This is a genomic window from Maribacter sp. UH1, assembly GCF_056839145.1.
Window position 1 is genome coordinate 164,909 of record NZ_CM166387.1, and the last position, 18,227, is coordinate 183,135.

General features: G+C 33.1%; 20 protein-coding genes. 9 read left to right on the forward strand and 11 right to left on the reverse strand.

Features of this window, described 5'->3' with window-relative positions; all coding sequences use genetic code 11:
• Positions 1 to 89 precede the first annotated feature (89 nt).
• The gene (locus tag UH1x_RS00755) at positions 90 to 878 is read left to right on the forward strand and encodes a DUF547 domain-containing protein (protein ID WP_405396606.1); all 789 of its coding nucleotides are present in this window, start codon (positions 90 to 92) and stop codon (positions 876 to 878) included.
• Between the two features lie 128 nt (positions 879 to 1,006).
• Positions 1,007 to 3,250 (forward strand): efflux RND transporter permease subunit, encoded by a 2,244-nt coding sequence (locus UH1x_RS00760; RefSeq protein ID WP_482624331.1) that lies wholly within the window; start codon positions 1,007 to 1,009, stop codon positions 3,248 to 3,250.
• 345 nt (positions 3,251 to 3,595) lie between these two features.
• On the opposite strand, the gene UH1x_RS00765 is transcribed toward UH1x_RS00760, so the two are convergent.
• From UH1x_RS00765 to UH1x_RS00775, 3 genes are all read right to left on the reverse strand, one after another.
• The gene (locus UH1x_RS00765; RefSeq protein ID WP_482624333.1) at positions 3,596 to 4,873 is read right to left on the reverse strand and encodes a tetratricopeptide repeat protein; all 1,278 of its coding nucleotides are present in this window, start codon (positions 4,871 to 4,873) and stop codon (positions 3,596 to 3,598) included.
• 125 nt (positions 4,874 to 4,998) lie between these two features.
• On the reverse strand, positions 4,999 to 5,760 hold the full coding sequence (locus UH1x_RS00770) for a DUF4331 family protein (protein WP_482624335.1): 762 nt from the start codon (positions 5,758 to 5,760) through the stop codon (positions 4,999 to 5,001).
• A gap of 24 nt (positions 5,761 to 5,784) precedes the next feature.
• The gene (locus tag UH1x_RS00775; RefSeq protein WP_482624337.1) at positions 5,785 to 6,495 is read right to left on the reverse strand and encodes a DUF4331 family protein; all 711 of its coding nucleotides are present in this window, start codon (positions 6,493 to 6,495) and stop codon (positions 5,785 to 5,787) included.
• A 202-nt stretch (positions 6,496 to 6,697) separates the two neighbouring features.
• On the opposite strand from UH1x_RS00775, the gene UH1x_RS00780 reads away from it, so the two are divergent.
• Positions 6,698 to 7,903 (forward strand): LETM1-related biofilm-associated protein, encoded by a 1,206-nt coding sequence (locus UH1x_RS00780; RefSeq protein WP_482624339.1) that lies wholly within the window; start codon positions 6,698 to 6,700, stop codon positions 7,901 to 7,903.
• A gap of 24 nt (positions 7,904 to 7,927) precedes the next feature.
• On the opposite strand, the gene UH1x_RS00785 is transcribed toward UH1x_RS00780, so the two are convergent.
• From UH1x_RS00785 to UH1x_RS00815, 7 genes are all read right to left on the reverse strand, one after another.
• Positions 7,928 to 8,692 carry a LytR/AlgR family response regulator transcription factor gene (locus UH1x_RS00785; protein ID WP_303599811.1) on the reverse strand — a complete coding sequence of 255 codons (765 nt, stop codon included), beginning with the start codon at positions 8,690 to 8,692 and terminating at the stop codon, positions 7,928 to 7,930.
• A 34-nt stretch (positions 8,693 to 8,726) separates the two neighbouring features.
• Entirely contained in the window at positions 8,727 to 9,092 is a 366-nt protein-coding gene (locus tag UH1x_RS00790; RefSeq protein WP_482624340.1) for a 2TM domain-containing protein, read from the reverse strand.
• 1 nt (position 9,093) lies between these two features.
• Positions 9,094 to 9,432: a 2TM domain-containing protein gene (locus UH1x_RS00795; RefSeq protein WP_303599808.1), complete on the reverse strand. Its 339-nt coding sequence runs from the start codon at positions 9,430 to 9,432 to the stop codon at positions 9,094 to 9,096.
• Complete coding sequence (locus UH1x_RS00800; protein WP_299317926.1) at positions 9,423 to 9,713, reverse strand: 2TM domain-containing protein; 291 nt, start codon at positions 9,711 to 9,713, stop codon at positions 9,423 to 9,425. Before UH1x_RS00800 ends, UH1x_RS00795 begins: the two co-directional genes overlap by 10 nt.
• A 21-nt stretch (positions 9,714 to 9,734) precedes the next feature.
• Positions 9,735 to 10,016, reverse strand: a complete 282-nt coding sequence (locus tag UH1x_RS00805; protein ID WP_482624342.1) for a 2TM domain-containing protein — start codon at positions 10,014 to 10,016, stop codon at positions 9,735 to 9,737.
• A gap of 143 nt (positions 10,017 to 10,159) precedes the next feature.
• Positions 10,160 to 10,612 (reverse strand): pyridoxamine 5'-phosphate oxidase family protein, encoded by a 453-nt coding sequence (locus UH1x_RS00810; RefSeq protein WP_482624344.1) that lies wholly within the window; start codon positions 10,610 to 10,612, stop codon positions 10,160 to 10,162.
• A 22-nt stretch (positions 10,613 to 10,634) separates the two neighbouring features.
• Complete coding sequence (locus UH1x_RS00815) at positions 10,635 to 11,957, reverse strand: 2TM domain-containing protein (RefSeq protein ID WP_482624345.1); 1,323 nt, start codon at positions 11,955 to 11,957, stop codon at positions 10,635 to 10,637.
• Between the two features lie 319 nt (positions 11,958 to 12,276).
• Between UH1x_RS00815 and UH1x_RS00820 the strand changes: the two genes are divergently transcribed.
• From UH1x_RS00820 to UH1x_RS00845, 6 genes are all read left to right on the forward strand, one after another.
• Positions 12,277 to 13,254 (forward strand): hypothetical protein, encoded by a 978-nt coding sequence (locus UH1x_RS00820; protein ID WP_482624347.1) that lies wholly within the window; start codon positions 12,277 to 12,279, stop codon positions 13,252 to 13,254.
• Between the two features lie 215 nt (positions 13,255 to 13,469).
• Positions 13,470 to 14,564: a hypothetical protein gene (locus tag UH1x_RS00825; RefSeq protein ID WP_482624349.1), complete on the forward strand. Its 1,095-nt coding sequence runs from the start codon at positions 13,470 to 13,472 to the stop codon at positions 14,562 to 14,564.
• 226 nt (positions 14,565 to 14,790) lie between these two features.
• Positions 14,791 to 15,555 carry a hypothetical protein gene (locus tag UH1x_RS00830; RefSeq protein ID WP_482624351.1) on the forward strand — a complete coding sequence of 255 codons (765 nt, stop codon included), beginning with the start codon at positions 14,791 to 14,793 and terminating at the stop codon, positions 15,553 to 15,555.
• Between the two features lie 180 nt (positions 15,556 to 15,735).
• Positions 15,736 to 16,095 carry a hypothetical protein gene (locus tag UH1x_RS00835; RefSeq protein ID WP_482624353.1) on the forward strand — a complete coding sequence of 120 codons (360 nt, stop codon included), beginning with the start codon at positions 15,736 to 15,738 and terminating at the stop codon, positions 16,093 to 16,095.
• A 22-nt stretch (positions 16,096 to 16,117) separates the two neighbouring features.
• On the forward strand, positions 16,118 to 16,414 hold the full coding sequence (locus UH1x_RS00840) for a hypothetical protein (protein ID WP_482624354.1): 297 nt from the start codon (positions 16,118 to 16,120) through the stop codon (positions 16,412 to 16,414).
• Between the two features lie 2 nt (positions 16,415 to 16,416).
• Positions 16,417 to 17,424, forward strand: a complete 1,008-nt coding sequence (locus UH1x_RS00845) for a DUF2931 family protein (RefSeq protein ID WP_482624356.1) — start codon at positions 16,417 to 16,419, stop codon at positions 17,422 to 17,424.
• Between the two features lie 52 nt (positions 17,425 to 17,476).
• Here UH1x_RS00845 and UH1x_RS00850 read toward each other — a convergent pair whose 3' ends face one another.
• Complete coding sequence (locus tag UH1x_RS00850) at positions 17,477 to 18,043, reverse strand: peptidylprolyl isomerase (protein WP_482624358.1); 567 nt, start codon at positions 18,041 to 18,043, stop codon at positions 17,477 to 17,479.
• Between the last annotated feature and the right edge of the window lie 184 nt (positions 18,044 to 18,227).

Sequence of the window (18,227 nt, forward strand, 5' to 3'; positions counted from 1 at the left end):
TACTGTAATCTATTAAATAAAAATTCGACCAAGCTTGCACGAACCTTTAGACTATAATTACGTAGCTATAGGTAACCTAAAATAGTACTATGAAACTTAAATTTTATTTTCTTCTTACGTTATTTGCATTATCCTGTACAGCAAAAACCAATCTTCAGGCCCAAGCAGAAGCTGAAACCAAAACCGATTTTAACGAATTATCCGAATCGTTTTTACAACGAATAATAGATGAAAAAGATACGCAAGAAATACAAGATATTCTTGCCAACACATCTATTGAAGAATTAGACAACGCTTTAGATACCAATGATAAGCGATTGGCTTTTTGGCTGAACATTTATAATGGCTACATTCAAGTTATTTTACAGAAAAATCCGGAATTGTATGATGATCGTGGTAGTTTTTTCAAATTAGAGCAAATAAAAATTGCTGGTGAAATGGTCTCATTTGCTAAAATAGAACATGGTATTATTAGAAAATCGCAATGGGAATACGGCTTAGGCTATATACGTAAGTGGTTCCCCGGTAAATTTGAACGTAAATTGAGAGTAAACAAGCCTGTTTTTAATGTACATTTTGCCCTTAATTGTGGCGCTAAAGATTGTCCGCCAGTGGCTATTTACGAATGGGAACGTTTACAAGAACAATTACAAAAAGGTACCAAAAGACTTTTAGAGAAAACCAGTGAATACAATAGCGAAACAAATGTGGTTAAAGTTACTTCGTTATTCAGTTGGTTTAGAGGCGATTTTGGTGGAAAAGGCGGTATCAAGAAAATTCTAAAAGAGAACGAAATTATACCTTCTACTAAGGGTGTGGATATTGAATATACCAATTATGACTGGACATTATATCTTGATAATTTCATAGATCTATAATTTGAACTAGACACTTAAGAGCGAAAGATATGTTTTAATGAAATTTACTTCGCTCTTAATTGTTTCTTTTTACCATGATTACAATGTAGAGTGGTAAATTTGCAACCGAAATAGATTTTATACATTCTATGAAGGTTAACTTTGGCTTTCTCAAAAAGCTTTTCATTGTTCTGTTTGTCCTGTTAGGCGTATTAGCTGCTTCTAAGTTGGATGAGCTACAGTTTTCTTTCGATTTTAGTCAGTTTTTCCCAGAAGAAGATCCTGATCTAGCCTTTTATGACAAATATGTAGAAGAGTTTGGTACTGATGACAATTTTCTACTAATTGCCGTTAAGAACAAGCCAGATGTATTACAACAAGATTTTCTAAAAAGTTTTCAAGCATTTTCTGAAGAGAGTAAAACTTTCGAATATGTTTTAGAAAGTAGTTCATTGACCTCACTCTCTTACCCGCTTAAAACCTCTTTTGGTTATACCACTTTACCCATCATTCATATTAACGACCCCTCGCAATACGAGAAAGATTGGAAAAAAATTGAAGAGGATTCCCTTTTTATAAATGTACTTGTTGATGAAAAAAGAACCTCTTTGGTGTTGGCTCTACAGACTGATGATAACTTAGATTACAAGCAGTCCGAGCTTCTTTTAAATAGCATAAGAACCTCTCTAAAAGAACATAATTTACCCGATTACCATATTTTAGGTAGAGCCTTTTTTTATGAAGCTATTGTTGAAATGCAGAAGAGCGAGGTACTTACAACCACTATAGTAGCATCTATTTTAGTTTTCATAATTCTTTTACTGGTATACAGAAGTATGCCCGTGGTTTTAATATCTGTTTTTTCTATAGCAATGTCGCTCTTGTTATTTATGGGGCTATTGGGTTGGCTAGGTAAAGAACTCAATGCCATGGCTGCATTCTACCCTGTACTTATGCTTATTGTGGGTACTTCTGACGTTATACACCTTACGGATAGTTACATTAGAAAATTACAAACTGGTATAGCAAGATATAAAGCAATTACCTCTTCTCTTAAAGAAGTAGGTATGACCACCCTACTAACTTCTATAACCACAGCCGTAGGTTTTGTCACCTTGCTTTCCTCTAGATTGGTAAGTATTCAAGAATTTGGAATAAACGCTGCTATCGGTGTACTTGTCGCTTATATAACGGTTATTTTCTTAACGGGTTCTTTATTGATCTTTTTACCCGAAAAATCATTGATCGGCCGTAAAAGTATCTCTGAGAATTGGGTAAACTATCTTTTGAAAGTGAACACGTTTACAAAGAACTATCCCAAATCCATTATAGTAGGTACAGTTGTTTTCACTGCCCTTTGTGTGTTAGGTATTTACATGGTACAAACCAATCAAGAATTAAAAAATACGTTGCCTGCAGAGAGTAAGATAGCCAAAGACTTTGATTACTTTCAAAACAACTTTTCAGGGTTCAGACCTTTAGAAATTGCCGTTATGAGTACTGATGGTAATAAGGTGACGGATTTTAAAGTAGCTCAGGAAATAGAAAAACTTCTAGTTTATTTAAAAACATTTAAAAGTATAGGCAACGTGCAGTCTGCCAATCTACCTTATAAAATATTCAATAAAGCGAACAACTTAAATAGCGCTGCATATTTTACCCTACCTAGTGATGAGAAAACATTTTTAAAGTATCAGAAAGATGCCCGTAAATTAGGGCGTAAACAACTTGCTAAGTTTATAAATGCAGATGAAAGTATTGCCCGTATCAATGGTAGACTGCAAGATATTGGTACCGATAAGCTTAAAGTGGTTTACAGCGATATAGATAACTTTGCTAAAACGCAATTAGACACTTCTCTTGTTACCATAAAGGTGACCGGTAAAAGTATTTTGCTCGATAAAAACTCTGAATATATTAGAAGTAGTTTGTTAGAAGGACTCCTTTACGGATTATTATTGATTGGAGTAATTATGGCTTTTGTCTTTAGAGACATTAAAATCTTTCTAATATCACTAGTACCAAATGTACTACCTATATTATTTGCCGGCGGTATGTTAGGTTTCTTAGGCATACCATTAGAAGCCTCACTTTCTGTAGTTTTTGCTATCGTCTTTGGTATTGCCGTTGATGATACCATTCACTTTTTAGGAAAATATAAGCTAGGTATTAGCCAAGGATTGGATAAAGAGGCTGCACTTGAAAAAACATTTGCACAAACCGGTAGAGCATTGGTTATTACAACCATTATCCTCTTCTTCGGGTTTATGGTAATGTTATTTTCTATACATCAACCTAGTGTAACTATAGGGTTGATTATAAGTGTAACCTTGGTAACAGCATTGATACTAGATCTGCTATTACTACCGGTATTACTAAGAAAACTGATTTAGTTAGCCTTATTGGTACGGTCCAATGTTTTTTGTAGAGACCTGTAGGCAAATATTGTTTTGCCAACCATTAAAATCATTAAGCTAATCCATAATGTAAAGAGTAGGTATTCCATAACACTAATTGGTTTACTTGGTTACTATTTTTAGTTCACTTATTTAAGATGCTGGGGCATTTTAAATGTATTTGGTCGATAAATATATGCATTTCATCTATGCGCCTGTTAAAAAAAACCAAATTTTCGATGAAATGCGTAATAATAACAACGCCACGACTTTATATCGTGACGTTGAAATAAAACAATCCAACCTAAAACAAACATGAAATGAATATAATTGGGCAATCAATTACAAATCATGGACTTGCTTTTCCATACCGGGACCTAATTCATAAATAGCCCCTATTAATTCTCCTTTTAATTCTTTAACTCTTTCTTCTTTTCCATTCGCTTTATATACTTCAGCAGCTTGGTACAACAATGCAGGTTCAAATGTTTTACCATATACGTAGGTGTTCATAATTTCCATTGCTTTCTCTTTGTCTCCGTTCTTTAGAAGACTATACCCCAACCAGCTGTAAGATTCTGGCGTTGGTCTATTATCCACTTCTCTCTGTGCCAAAATCAATGCACTATCATACTGTTTTGTTTCGCCTATGTACAAGCCTAAGTTGTATGCATTGTACATATCACCATATGCTGTATTCTTTACTCTAGTAAAGTACTCATCTAAGCTTCTGGTCCTTACCAAATCATCACCTATATAATCTGCTATTTCAGCTTTTAACAAGAAATAATCTGGAGCATTATATGTTTTGGTCACTGAATCTAAAATTCGGATTGCTTCAGCCGCATTTTTATCGTTTGAAAATACGATCCAGGCAATTCCCTTTTTAGCATATGCATTATTATGATCAATCTCTAAAGCTTTTATATATTGATAGTAAGAATCTTTTATTCTACCTGCATGACCATAGTAATCACCCAAATTGGTATAGCTCCACAGCATTAAGTCTTTATTCTTTGCCAACTCGGCTTTAGTTCTGGCCTTCTCCATAAAGTTTATGGTCGTATCTAAATCTCCTTTATAATCGTTCCATTTAGCTACACGGATCATATAACCAAAATCTGACATATTCTTTAAACTGTCCAAATAGCTTTCTGCCAGTTGGTAATTACCTAATTCCATATGCACATCAAAGTATAAGCTTTGTGTTTCACTTTTATCACCGCCAATTGCCGCCGCAGAATCTGCCAATTGCAATGCTTCTTTAAAGCGATGTTGAGAGATATAATTTCTAGCTAAAGACCTGTAAAAACCAGGCTTTCCAATATTTGCGATATCAACAGCTTTCTTTAAACTCTTTTCTGCCTTCTTTAAAAACTCAATATCTCCGGTTTGTTTAAAGTATCTGTTGTACTCCCCGCCTACTACACCAAAACTGGTAAGCTGCATGCTATCTGGTCTTATTTTAGAATTCCAGAGATCAAAATATTTTGATGTGGTCTTCATCTCGTTGGAGACTAAAAATTTGTTGTAATCTTTTTTATGTGCAATTGCGTCCTGATTTTTGGTACCACATGATGATACCAGTATCACTACTATTAAAAGCTTCAATAATTTCATAAGGTTGTTTTTTTGTGGATCGTTTAAAATAAGGGGAGTTATTTAACTCCCCTTCTTTTTCATAAACAATTTAGGGATGTGCCTGTCTTATCTAACCTATCAATAGATAAGGTGAAAGCAACTTTTTATTCTGGTGCGCCCAAGTATGGGAACGTTGTACCTACAGAAGCGGTTAGCCCAACGCCATCTGAGGTTAATCTTGGTAAATCTGCAACACCATCACCATCGGTATCTTGACCACTAAAACGATCACCTTCCATACCACCAAACAGTAATATCAATGACACATCAATAACATCATCTTGTGGTGTTCTACCCGTTAAAGCAACCTCATCACCATCTGGAACCAAAATTCTACCATCATCATCTGCATCTGTACCTGGGTTAAAGTATGTAGTCGGTAAGTTTGGAGCTACTTCTAAAACATCGGCAGCTAAATAACCTGTTAATGTTGGTGCATCTAAACCTAAAATGTTGTTCTCATAATTTACGGCAGCTGGATCAGCTCCTAATATATTTGCATATACATCATGATATGCTTCTAATCTCGCTTCAAAATCTGCTTGAAAAGTAGCTGCCATTTCAGAAGGAATAGACACGTTATGAGCATCTTTAATAGTACCATCTGCACTTAATACGGTGTTGATACCCGGTCTACCCATAAAATCAACCTGTGCATAAGTTCCTGTAAAATCTGGTGCCATTGCCTCTTCACATGGTGTGCAAGAACCACCACAATCTACTCCGGTTTCATCTCCGTTCATAATTCCATCGTCACAGGTTTCTGTAACAACTATTGGTGTATTGTCATCATCATCACTACAGGAAACCAAGGCTACCACTGCTATAAGAGACAAAAACGTATATTTTATATTTTTATATTTCATCGTAATATTTTTATAAGGTTATGATTATTGTTTAACGTTTGTGGTTACCCAAGTTTTGTACACTTCTAAACCAAGTGCATTCTGTCCTGTTGTACTACCTAAAAGACTATTTGGAAGCTCTACAACTATAGACATCGTATTTGAACCGTCAAAAGTATCAACAGCTGTTTCATCATCGTCGTCCGTAGAATTTGGATCACCAGCTGGTTTAAAACCTAAAGGAGCTGTACCGCCAATAACTTCATTGAATTGAAAGAAATCAAAGAAAAAAGCATCTTGTCTTGGACCTGCGAACAAAGAAACTCCGTTTGTCGTAGTTTCAACAATAGCAGTTTCAGCAGAAATATCTACCGATCCTAATGGAGCATCGGCCATTATAGCACCATTTAATCCTGTTTCGCTTGGTGCAACCGGACCAAAGAAATACATTTTACCATCTCTTGGTATTGCCTGTATTACTAAATCTTCTACCAAATCATTATCGGTATCGATATTGATTTCCAATAATACATTTTCATCAAATGTACCATAGGCCAAATCTGGCAATACATTAGATTGAAGGTCTACTGCGAATACAGTATTGTCCGAACCTTCTGTAGGTTCAAAAGCATAAAAGTCGGCAATATCCGCCGATGTTCCCATAGCACCTGGCGCATCAATATGATCTGCTGCCACTAAAAGAACTCCTACTAAGGCTAAAGCCCCAAGTCCCGTAAATAATTTTGATTTTTTCATTATCTCTTTTTTTAGATTAGAATCACCCCTACTTACGAGGTAAAAAAGAGAAGGTTCATTTTTTCTTAAAAAAAAATTACATTTTATATGTTGTTCCCTTATTAGGAACTATTAAAAAATCCTTATTAAGCTTTTAAGTAACCATTTAGAAATATCTATAAAGTAATAATTAGCTAACTTTACAACCTTAAATAATTAAGATATGAACCCGTCTTCCTCTGGTTGGATCGAGAAATATGGTTCGGTTGTTCAAAAACACCAAGACGCTTTCCCCACCTTTGAAGCTTTGTATGATACGCTTAAAAAAAGTGGATTCGTATATGGGCTAAATTCTAGTATACCAGAGTTTATTGAATTGGAGCATACCTTATCTGAAGACGAAAAGGCGAAAATTAATTTACTGCACGCACTCTATTTCACCTATAGAATTAAGGGTGGTAATGACTACACCACTTTTATCGAAGAAGTATTTAAGTTTTACGAAATACTGAATATTAGCCGTGCAGGTTTTTTTGACAAATGGTTTACCGGAAGTAAAACTTCTGCCAAGCTTGAAAAGTTAATGACTTCAAGAATTTATATTGAAGACAATATTATCAGTAAAACATTTAATAGCCTTATTACCAACTCCCTCCTTTTTATAGATGTTTTGCTTTTTAAGCATTATCTAAATAAACATTCCGCTTTAAAAGAAAAGGCTGCAGAAATAGAATATTTAGCTATCAATATTACCTACCACGCCCTTAGCTCAAAAGAAATTGATAGAAACGACAATAAGCTTTCTCAGTTATTGGCTTCTTCGTTAACCTATATTAATTGTGCAGAGAGTAGTTTTGATGGTTCTTACCGAGAACGACTTTTATTGAATAAAGAGAATTGGGAGAATCGCTATCTGTTAGATATGGCTTGCCTTACGGTTTGGGAAGATCACTCTTTAGATTACACCGAATCTGATTTTATTTTCGGAATAGGAAAAGACTTAGGATTCGATAGAACTGTTATCTCTACTTCAATTACCGATGTTACCGAGTTCTTTAAACTTAATTTTGATGTTATACCCTATTTAAAGGAAAAGAACCTAGCACAACAGTTTTACGACAGTATGGGTAAAATTGTAAAGAAGTTGATTCTACGAAATAGTAAACGCCTGCTTAAGGAGCTTTCGCAAAGTGCAGAGTTAGTTGCCCTGTTATCAAAATCTACGGTTAGGGATTTAAGTAATGAAGAAAAGAAAAAAGTACAGAATCAACTTTTAGATATTTTTAAAAGTATTCCGTCTTTGGCTATATTCATACTACCTGGTGGAGCTATCTTACTTCCAATATTTATTAAACTGATTCCCAAGCTATTACCATCGGCATTTGATGAAAATAGAATTGACGAAGAAGAAGATTTGTATCGTAAATAACTTATTATCAGAATATTAATTATTCTACTCTAACCAAAGCTTAAAGTCTTTCACCTTTTCTCTACTCACTATAATTTCATGATCAGGATTGTTCTTTAGCTTGATCTGTAATCTAGAATTGGTGTATGAAACAATGTCCTTTATGTGATCTATATTCACAAAGAACTTTCTACTGACCCTAAAGAACATCTGTGGTTTTAGTTCCTCTTCTAACTGTTCTAAAGTAGTATCTAACAAATAATTGCGACCATCTTTAGTAGCCGCGTATGTACCTTTGTTTTCACTATAAAAAGACTCAACATCTTCTGCATTTATAATTTTTAAATGCTGACCTACCTTCGCTGTAAATCGCTTTTTATACTCGCGCTCGAGCGGATTGACCAATAATTTTTTGATATCTTCAAAATCTAAAGCGATTTTACTAGGCTCATTGGCAGATTTAAACAGCTTTCTATATTTATTGACCGCCTGCTCTAGATCTTCATCATCAATAGGTTTCAATAAATAGTCTATACTATTCAGCTTAAATGCTTTAAGGGCATACTCATCAAAAGCGGTAGTGAAGATGATAGCACTGTGAACCTCTATAACATCAAAAATCTCGAATGAGAGTCCGTCCGATAATTGAATATCCAAGAAGATTAAATCTGGGTGTTCATTGGTCTGAAACCAATCTATGGCCTCTTCTACAGAATGTAGCATTGTAGAAACGGTCAAATCTAAACTATCTAACATTCTACCCAACCTGCGTGCTGCCGGTTTTTCATCTTCTATTATAATGGTCTTCATGGTCTGGTTTTATGGTTTACTAGAATTGTATGCTTTAATCGTTATATGAATTGATGTATTTCTGAATCTTACGTTCCTCCCACCTCTTCATGTACCCTGAGATATTGCCATAAACAATAATTCCATGAATAGCCAGTATCATCCCCCAAACAATGGTTGTACCGTAGACATTCCAGTTTATCCATTCTAAAAACTCAGGATTACCGAATGCTTCTTTACTTACTAAAATGAAAACGAACTTATGTCTTAAGAAGTACAACATGATATTTATGATCAGAAAAACCAATACATGATTATAGAAGCGCTTTATACTTGCCACTTTCTCTTTTGCTCTTTCATACTTAGAAAAACTACTGTCCTCTCCATTAGAAAGATAATCGTTTGATCGTTCAGTTTTCATATTATCTATATTTTTCAGCATCTCGTTCATCTTGCTCTACATATTTATTGATTTGGCGCTGCTCCCAATCTTTGCTAAAGAAAGGACTATATCCAAATACTTTAGCGGCATGAAATGCCAAACCTATTCCCCAGAAAAACGGAGTAGTTAAAGTACCGATGTTAAATAAAGCCTCTGTGAACGAAGCTCCGCCAGACATAATCCCCATAATGGTAATTGTCATAATAAACAGATTTACGAGTACGTAAACAAGTAAGTGAATATAAAACCCCTTTATCTCTTTGACCTTCTTTTGGGCTCTTAATAATTTATCTGATTGTTCAAATTCGTTTAGCTCCATCTTCTTGTATTTTCCTCTTGTTGTAAAAACTCTTGTAATTTTCTTTCTTCCCAGTCTCTGCCCGTAAACGGATTCAAGTTAAAGATTTTATTTGCTTTAAAAAATAAGCTAATACTTAAACCGAATACTACCCAAAGAAACCAGGCATTCCTCCATTCATTAAAATAATAATTGATTGTCGCTACAATTATAATGGTTACGATAGCCGACGCTACTTTTCTATAAAATTTTCTAATTTCTTCAACTCTTGCTTTTGCTCTTGTATATTTTGTGTTTTCCATGATCTTTAGTCTTTTAGGTTATTATTCTTGCATGAATTCTTTGATCTTTCTTTCTTCCCAATTCTTACCGAATAATGGGTTATAGTCAAAGGCATAAAGTCCGTTCATTAATAGACCAAACCCCCAACCAAGTGCCGGAAAAATAAACCAAAGAAAACTTGTAGTATTATAATTGATATATGCCAAAAATGGTATGACGATACAGTAGGCCAATAAATTACCGTAAAAGCCTTTTATAGCTTGTACTCTTTCTTTTGCCTTTTCATACTTATAATTGCTGTCTGTTGTGAAGTTTGATTCCATCTTTTTAAAGTTTTAGTGATTACTAATTTATTTCTATACTTCAAATTTCGGCAGATCATACAGGTTTTGAAAAAATGAAATACCCAGTTGTAATTTTTTACGACTGAATTGTAAAAAGCATGTTCTTAGGCTATTGAGAGACCTTAAAATCCGTAGTTTTTCTTTGCGCTGGCAATCTGGTCCTCTTCTGTAGTTTCGGGGAACAGTATGTATTTAGGAGCAATTATAGGCTTAGCACTAGCAATACTAATCTTAGTTATTGAACTAAAAGGGAATTTGCCTTCGGTTAGCACCAACAATACATTTTGCATCTCAGCGTACTCTTTACTAGCTGCTGTAATAATTTCAGCCTCTCCTTTCAGTTGAAAGCCTTTCTGCTTTAAAATATCTATAAAACTGATACAGATGTGTTTATTTTGTTGAATATTTTTTACTGTTTGTGGTGAAGCTATATTTGCTACTATAATCATGTTATCTCCAAAACAACTGAATATTTCTTTGGGAGACACATTAGGTATGTTATCAGCAGAAGATGTTGCCAACCAGCATAATACACTATCGCTTATAGCTGCTTTTATCTTTTTTGTTAGCTTCATAGTGTTTTCCTTTAAAATTCATTCAGAATCTATCATCTTCCATATACTGTTTTATTTTTCTTTCTTCCCAGCCTTTACCAAACAGCGGATTATAACCATATGCTTTTAAACCATGGGCAATTAAACCAATACCCCAACCCATAGCGGGGAAAATAACCCAAACAAAACTGGTAGTCTTAAAATTTATATAGGCAAGAAAAGGTATAACAATACAATAAGAAGTAAGGTTACCATAGAATCCCTTAATGAGTTCTACCCTTTCTTTTGCTTTCTCATAGCGCTTGGCGCTTATATGGGAATCTTGTGTTTCTCGAAAAGAAATTGTATTTGTAAGCATAGGTAAACGCACCTTAAACTCTTTAGCGGTCTTAAAAATCTGCATTTCCTTTTTTGTAAGAATGGCATAACGCTGACGAATGTTCTGTAACCCCACACCACTACTCTTTTTAACTACTTGTTTTTCTTGTAAATTGTTGACCACATATAAGTACCCGTCTTCTTCATATATTCTAATGTGCAGTGGTTTTGAAGAAGTTACCACATTATGCTTCACTGCATTCTCTAATAACAACTGTAGGGATAATGGTACTATTTTAGCCTCAGGATCCAGTGCCTCATCAGGAATTTCAAATACGATACTATCTTCAAAACGCATTTTTAGAAGTCGCACATAGGTTCTTGCAAACTTTAGTTCTTCGTCAACAGAAATAAGATTTTTGCTCTTCTGCTCTAATACATATCTATACACCTTAGATAGCGAAGTAGTAAATTTTTGCGCCTGCATAGGATCTTCTTCTATAAGGCTGGTCAATACATTTAAGCTATTAAAAAGGAAGTGAGGGTCTAACTGATTCTTTAAAGCATCAAACTTTGCAGATGCTGAACCTGCAATAATTTTTTGTTCTTTTACCTTGGTATCTTGTAAGGCTTTATAGAAGTAGAAAGCGTGTAAAAACAATGAAACTACTAGGGTAACCAACAGCGCATAGAAGTAATATTGTATCCTTTCTCCGGCTACGTACTGTTCAAAACTTTTACCAAATATATAGATTTCAGTAAACGCACGTACAGCACCAAAAGCCAATACAGTAAGTACAATAGAGCCAGCGGCACCGTACCATAACCGTTTTTGCGTTTCATTCTCCCATGTATACTTTTGAGAGATATAGTCACTGAAATACATATTAACCATAGATAGCACAAAAGAATACAGTAAGGCTATACCAGTAAATTGTAATTCGCCATATAATGTTATGCTTTCCCAATCAGATAGAAGCAACCGAACTAGTTCCATAACCAAGGCTATGATTATTGCTGTCCTTACTACCTTTAAAAAACTACTCATGTTTGTAAGCTTAAAATTGATTGCTTTCTAATTTTTAAAATTAGGGATTTACTTTTAGAAGTCTATTTATTTCTATACTTGCCCTAATAAAAGCAAACATGAAACTTTTTCTACTCAATTAATAAAAATATATTCTGAATTGTACTATCTACTAGCTGAACTGTATTTTAAACTAACTGAAACTTTTGTTATCTAATTCATATAGAATCTACTTGATCATTAAAAATTTATAAAAGATATATATAACATATGTTTGATATATTCTATATTGGAGGTATATATAACATTAATGTTATATATACAATTGTTGTGCACAATTATGAAAAACCTTCTAGCAATATCGATTATTTCATTAATTCTAATCTTTTCAATAAGCTGTAAAGATGATAGAAAAGTAGACTTCAAACCTGAAAACTATTTACAACAAATAAGCGAGGTTGAATTACAAACCTTTGAATTAGACACAATTTCACTCTCCGAAATCAAAGGAAAAAATGGAACACAAATCTGGTTTATCAGAGAAGCTTTTGAGGTAGCGGAAAATCAAAAAATCACATTAGAGCTAAAAGAGTTTTATGATTTTAAAGAATTAATTTTCAATAACATAAATACTATCACAAATAAAGGAGAATTATTAGAATCATCTGGAGTAATCTACTTGGATTTTAAAGCTGATGGAAAAAGTTTAGAACTAAAAAAGAATAGACGAATTGGTGTTTCATTTCCCGATAATAGATTGAAAAACAACAATATTTATTCAGGTACTGTAGACACACTAAATCAATTCACCTGGAATGAAGAGGAAATCTTTGTTGGTGTTAAGCACTACAATCAGGAATATGCCATAGAAGTATTAAAAATTATACCACGTGATTCGTTGGAGTTTTATTATCAAGATATCCCTGAAACGATTCCTGGTCAAACTGAAAATGACTTTTTTAATATTACAGGGTCAGTTTTCTTAAATCGTTTTAAATGGATAAATATCGATTTTGTCATATTTCCGGACCGTTTAGCAAACTTCGAACTAATACCGAGAGATGATGAGTTAGAAAATTTAAACATCTATTTTCTTTACAGCAACCTTAATTCATTTGTTTCTGACCATCGGACAGTTGACAATCTAGTATTTAAAAACATCCCAGTAAAGAACCAGACCAATCTAATAATTGTTGGAAAATCTGATGGGAAATTTTATATGGACAAAATTAACTTATCCGAGATTACTGATGAGCAAATTGAAATAGACTTAAAAGAAACGGACTTGAATGAAATTCGCGAGCTGGTCGGAAAATAACTGTGTACAACAAAACCTATAAACAATACGGGCTTAGGTTATAAATGCGAAGTTCTGCGTATTTTTAGAATGTCGCGAAATCTTTGGGATTTCGCTTTGACACAAAAAAAGAAAAAACAAAACCAAAAGATTTCGCTACGTGCGTGGCGGAAAGCAAACGCTAGTTTGCTACCGTACTGTTCATAGCTCAAACGTTCGTAATAATTATGACAAAAATGAGAATAATACTAATAATTATATTTTTTTGCGTTTTTAGTTCTCAAGCTCAGGTGGATTTGCATTTGAATGTTAATTCTAATTATAGAAAAACAGAAATTATTAAAAGTCTTAATACTAATGATACAATAATAGATAATTCTATAAGGTATGAATTAATTTATAAGAATTCGTCCTTAAACAATCATCTAACATCCTCAGAAATAATTAAGTATAGTTCTAATTACAAAGCGACTTCAGATACTATCCTAATATCTAATAGCGATAAAAATATAATCAATACTAAAAGTGAAGTAAAACTTAAAGATTTTCAAAAACTCTTTGAGTTGTTTCAAAATGAAGTACACAAAGATAATTACAGTAATCAAAAAGTTTTAACTACTCCATTTGACCTTGAGATTGAATTAATTAAAGGGAACGAAAATATTAAGGTATCAAGGACAGAAAACCCTGCTGAATATGCTAATTATTGGTATTGTAATGGAAAACAAATTTTGAATCCTAAAATAGACCAACTATTATCCAAAATTCTTCCTAAAACAGTACTTGGTGATTTTAAATTAATAAAAATACCATCTAAAAAAACAATTAAATTTCACAAAAATGAATTGGAAGAACTTATAGATAAGTTTATCATATATTTTAAAGCAAAAGACAGTGCAAATTTGAAAAAACTAGCTTATGAACTATGTCCAAGTATAAATACAGTTCGTTTTTTTAAAACAAATAAACTATACTATCGAGGAATTCCTGAGGTGTTTGAAAAGAAAAGTGAACAAGAAATTAAAAATGCTCTAAATCAGAACAAGGAGAACTACGCATCTTCTTTTATAAACTTACTAAATAAAGTTAATAAAAATGATAGAATAGAAATAGAACTTCTAGAAAACGAAACCATACGAACAGAGTATTTGGGGTTCTTAAAAAATTATGAAGGAAATTCAAGTATTATTTCTCCAAGAGGTAATGGCGCTCTTGAAACGACTCAATTCTATTTCAAAATAAAAGTTAATGAAAAAATATACACTGTTTCTTTTGGTGAAATGCTCAGAGTAAATAATAGATGGATTTCCTTTACATCACCTAGAACATAATAACTATTACCACAACACCTATAGCAAATAGGGCATAAAGTATTGTATTTAAAGGTTTGGTTTTACTTATTAAAACCGCCAAATATTTTGGATTTGGCTTTTAAAATGAAAAAGATAAAAACAAAAAGTTTTTGCTTAGCGCGTAGTTGGAAATCCGTCGGATTTCCGCCCCACACTAATCATAGCCCAACCGTTAGCCACAATTTAAAAAATATATAACCACGCAATGAGTGAATTTGACAAAGTAATGTCCGAAAGATCGGATTTTGAGCTTTTTGAAATTATCAATCACGAAAAAGACAACTACAAACCAGAAGCCTTATTAGCAGCAAAAAAGGAATTTGAATCTAGAAAAATAGATAAAGACCAACTCACTGAGTTTAAACAAAAAATCGAATCTACCAACAACCTAAAAAGGAAAAAGGAAAATCAAAAAACTGAACTGAAGAAAAAGGTTTTGGATATAGGAAAGCTTTTCGTGCCAACTGAAAAAGACACACTTTCTAAAACTTTTTTATCCCTTTGTATTTTCTTGACTCTTTCATACTTATTCTATTTTATTCGGGACTTAAGATTACTGCTATCATTCTTTTCGGACTTTGGAGATTGGGACTTCAGTGTATATGAGTTTCTTGTCCCCTACTTCTTATTCCCGATTGGGATATTTGGACTCTGGAAAAGTAAAAAGTATGGTTGGTATTTGACTGCTGGACTTTTGACATATTATGCGTTCTCAACGATATACTCTGGAATTAGTTCCTATCGTTATTCAATTGATGGAAATGGAGGAATATTTGAACAATTGGATAGTTTTTTTCCTAGACCAAGTATATTGAGTATTATATTTCGATTTATCATTCTGTTGGGAATTGTGATTTTTATCAACAGAGCAAAGGTTTTAGAGAAATTCGAAGTTCAAAAAACACGCGGAATTATTTATTTGGTCATAATATTTTTGGTCACAACGTTATTTTGGTGGACTTTGCTATAAAAAGCTATTACCAACACCGCCTAAAGGTAATGCGGGCTTAAGGGCAAAACCAAAAGGTCTGTGTATACCTGCTTGCCGGCAGACGGGTTTATAAAGTCGCTAACCCCAATAGCTATCGATAATAGATTTAGCTTTGGAGAAAAAAACAAATCCTTCTAAAAAGCTAAAAAACATTTTTTAATGTCACTAATTGCACTGATTTTCATTCTTATATTTATCACTTTTTTATTCTATAAACGTTTATCAAAACTAGCCATTGTTTTTGTATTCGTAGTTACGGGAATTATAGGCAGTTTTCTTTATATGCTTGATATTGAAAACTATTATGGTAGAAATAATCATGTTTTTTTTGAAGGAAAAGAAAGAGATACGGTTGTAATTCTAGATAGAACTACCGAAGAACTTATTGCTAAAGGACTAATTCAAAGAAAATCTTGGGACAGGGTTTTTATAATGTCCGATAATGACACCTTAGAATTAAACGATTGGCTTGAACAGAAAGCTGGGTATATGGCAGATGTAAGATGTGAACTAAAATAATTTTGCAATCAAAATTTAAAATATGATCAAAACCATACCAAAGTTTAATAGCTCTTTGACATTTCTAATAGCTATTGTAAACACCATATTACTTTTTAGTTTTTTATTAGAAATGAGTAGTCATGAAAACCACTTATTCTATATTTTCAATTTATTTTGGGTAGTAGTTGCAATTCAGCTGTTTTTGATAGCATATTTCGATACTTCTAAGAATAAAAAAACATTTAAAATTCTTGGTATAATAGCCGTAGTAATCTCATTACTAGTGGCACTAGCTATAGCTTATTTAACAGGGCTTGCAGCGGCTTTTAAGCATTAAATATGAGAATACATAAACTAACTTTATCTTTTTTAATCATTACCGTAATCCTTATTGCATTGCATGTATGGAGAATGGTAGCATACCAAACCTACGCTCGAGAAAATTACTCTTTTAGTGCTAGTGTAGCTGAACACCACCCTATTATGGGCAGGTTTGAACTTGTAACTGAAAATAAAAATCAATCTATAACTATTTCCGAGGACTATAAAGAAGATAATGCATACTGGGGGTTTGCAGGTAATTATGAATTTGAAAATTTCCCTCCGCCATATACCTTATCCTGCCATTGGGTTTCTCTTCGTGAACGTAAAATATATAAAGGCACTTTTGAGCTTCCGCATAAAACAATAGATAGTTTATTTAAGTTAGAAAAATCAAAAATGCACTCATTTAGTCCATACGGTGGATCTGATGTTTATGGATATGAATTTGGAGTAGGTATTGCGCCTGGTGGCATGGTGACACTTTGGGCATCGGGTAAATATTATTTTCAAAAAGAGATTGCTACGTATCAGGCAAACGAATTTGATAGTTATAATTGGAATGCCTTTGGAGATGAACTCTTAAATTCTTTACCTGAAGACTTTGATGCTAACAGTAAAGAAATAGATAGTATCATAAAAAATAACATTCCGCCAGAAATGGAAAAATGGAAGAATTTTTCAAAAAAGTACAAGTATTATGTACAGATAATTGGTTTTTCTGATGAAGTTACTTCTGTAGATTTAGAGTGCTTTAATGAAGAAGCTAATCGGTTCGAAAATAGTAATGGTGCAAAACAATTAGTTTACCAAGGAGTTCCACACCGTATAGACATCAACAAAACAGAACTAGATGACAGAAAATCTTATCGATTATCTGAAGATTATATGATTACTTTCAAAGAAGAGAAGAATAACTTAGCTATTGGAGATACGTTAGTATTTGTAATTGAAAAAAGTATTGATGACCAAATTAAAACCTTGGTTACAACTACCAGTAAAATTGAATTAAAAGTAGATGAATAAAGCAATAAGCATTTGTTCTGTAGGCTAGTTCAAAATAAAAATTATTGATGAATTAGTTATTATTTAACCGTAGCTCTTTTAACCTTTTCGCAGAAATCTTTACTATTGAAATATCTAATGATAAAGGTGTAATCGGTGTATCAGTTGAATCTTTTGGTACACCAACTAATTCGTCAACTACATTCATCCCTTTTAAAACATTACCAAACACAGTATAATCACCATCTAAGCGATGTAGACCATCTTTATTTTGTACAATATAAAATTGACAACGAGCCGATAATTTTTCGGCATTGCCATCTCGCCCTGCTCCTACTGCACCATACGTATGTGTAAGTTTTGAATCAAATTCTGGCGCTAACAAATATTCGGGGTCATTAAATCCTTCCGGAGTATCTGGGCAACCACCTTGTGCTACAAAATCTGGAATTACCCTATTAAAGGTCAACGAATCCCAATAACCTTCATTTGCTAATGCTATAAAACTTGCTTTATGATTGGGAGTCTCATCATGCAACCATACCAAAATTTCACCTTTTGGAGTGTCTATTTTACCTATTTCGTATGATTTACATGCTGTAAACAATACAAATACCATTAAATACTTTAAACACTTCATGTAGCTACTATTTAGTAGTCAGTTAAAGTAGTAAAAATTGATGTAAAAATTTAGTGTTTACCAAAGCTCTAAATTGATTTTAAAAAGGTAAAACTACAATTCAATTGAATATACGGTATATCTAAGACCATTAGTAATCTAAAAAGCTTCTTTCAACAACAAAACATCTACAAATACGTTGCAC

What these genes read in the sequence shown, in the direction of transcription:
- UH1x_RS00755 (WP_405396606.1), top strand. Translation starts at nt 90, where the DNA reads ATGAAACTTAAATTTTATTTTCTTCTTACGTTATTTGCATTATCCTGT.
- UH1x_RS00760 (WP_482624331.1), top strand. Translation starts at nt 1,007, where the DNA reads ATGAAGGTTAACTTTGGCTTTCTCAAAAAGCTTTTCATTGTTCTGTTT.
- UH1x_RS00765 (WP_482624333.1), bottom strand. Translation starts at nt 4,873, where the DNA reads ATGAAATTATTGAAGCTTTTAATAGTAGTGATACTGGTATCATCATGT.
- UH1x_RS00770 (WP_482624335.1), bottom strand. Translation starts at nt 5,760, where the DNA reads ATGAAATATAAAAATATAAAATATACGTTTTTGTCTCTTATAGCAGTG.
- UH1x_RS00775 (WP_482624337.1), bottom strand. Translation starts at nt 6,495, where the DNA reads ATGAAAAAATCAAAATTATTTACGGGACTTGGGGCTTTAGCCTTAGTA.
- UH1x_RS00780 (WP_482624339.1), top strand. Translation starts at nt 6,698, where the DNA reads ATGAACCCGTCTTCCTCTGGTTGGATCGAGAAATATGGTTCGGTTGTT.
- UH1x_RS00785 (WP_303599811.1), bottom strand. Translation starts at nt 8,692, where the DNA reads ATGAAGACCATTATAATAGAAGATGAAAAACCGGCAGCACGCAGGTTG.
- UH1x_RS00790 (WP_482624340.1), bottom strand. Translation starts at nt 9,092, where the DNA reads ATGAAAACTGAACGATCAAACGATTATCTTTCTAATGGAGAGGACAGT.
- UH1x_RS00795 (WP_303599808.1), bottom strand. Translation starts at nt 9,432, where the DNA reads ATGGAGCTAAACGAATTTGAACAATCAGATAAATTATTAAGAGCCCAA.
- UH1x_RS00800 (WP_299317926.1), bottom strand. Translation starts at nt 9,713, where the DNA reads ATGGAAAACACAAAATATACAAGAGCAAAAGCAAGAGTTGAAGAAATT.
- UH1x_RS00805 (WP_482624342.1), bottom strand. Translation starts at nt 10,016, where the DNA reads ATGGAATCAAACTTCACAACAGACAGCAATTATAAGTATGAAAAGGCA.
- UH1x_RS00810 (WP_482624344.1), bottom strand. Translation starts at nt 10,612, where the DNA reads ATGAAGCTAACAAAAAAGATAAAAGCAGCTATAAGCGATAGTGTATTA.
- UH1x_RS00815 (WP_482624345.1), bottom strand. Translation starts at nt 11,957, where the DNA reads ATGAGTAGTTTTTTAAAGGTAGTAAGGACAGCAATAATCATAGCCTTG.
- UH1x_RS00820 (WP_482624347.1), top strand. Translation starts at nt 12,277, where the DNA reads ATGAAAAACCTTCTAGCAATATCGATTATTTCATTAATTCTAATCTTT.
- UH1x_RS00825 (WP_482624349.1), top strand. Translation starts at nt 13,470, where the DNA reads ATGAGAATAATACTAATAATTATATTTTTTTGCGTTTTTAGTTCTCAA.
- UH1x_RS00830 (WP_482624351.1), top strand. Translation starts at nt 14,791, where the DNA reads ATGAGTGAATTTGACAAAGTAATGTCCGAAAGATCGGATTTTGAGCTT.
- UH1x_RS00835 (WP_482624353.1), top strand. Translation starts at nt 15,736, where the DNA reads ATGTCACTAATTGCACTGATTTTCATTCTTATATTTATCACTTTTTTA.
- UH1x_RS00840 (WP_482624354.1), top strand. Translation starts at nt 16,118, where the DNA reads ATGATCAAAACCATACCAAAGTTTAATAGCTCTTTGACATTTCTAATA.
- UH1x_RS00845 (WP_482624356.1), top strand. Translation starts at nt 16,417, where the DNA reads ATGAGAATACATAAACTAACTTTATCTTTTTTAATCATTACCGTAATC.
- UH1x_RS00850 (WP_482624358.1), bottom strand. Translation starts at nt 18,043, where the DNA reads ATGAAGTGTTTAAAGTATTTAATGGTATTTGTATTGTTTACAGCATGT.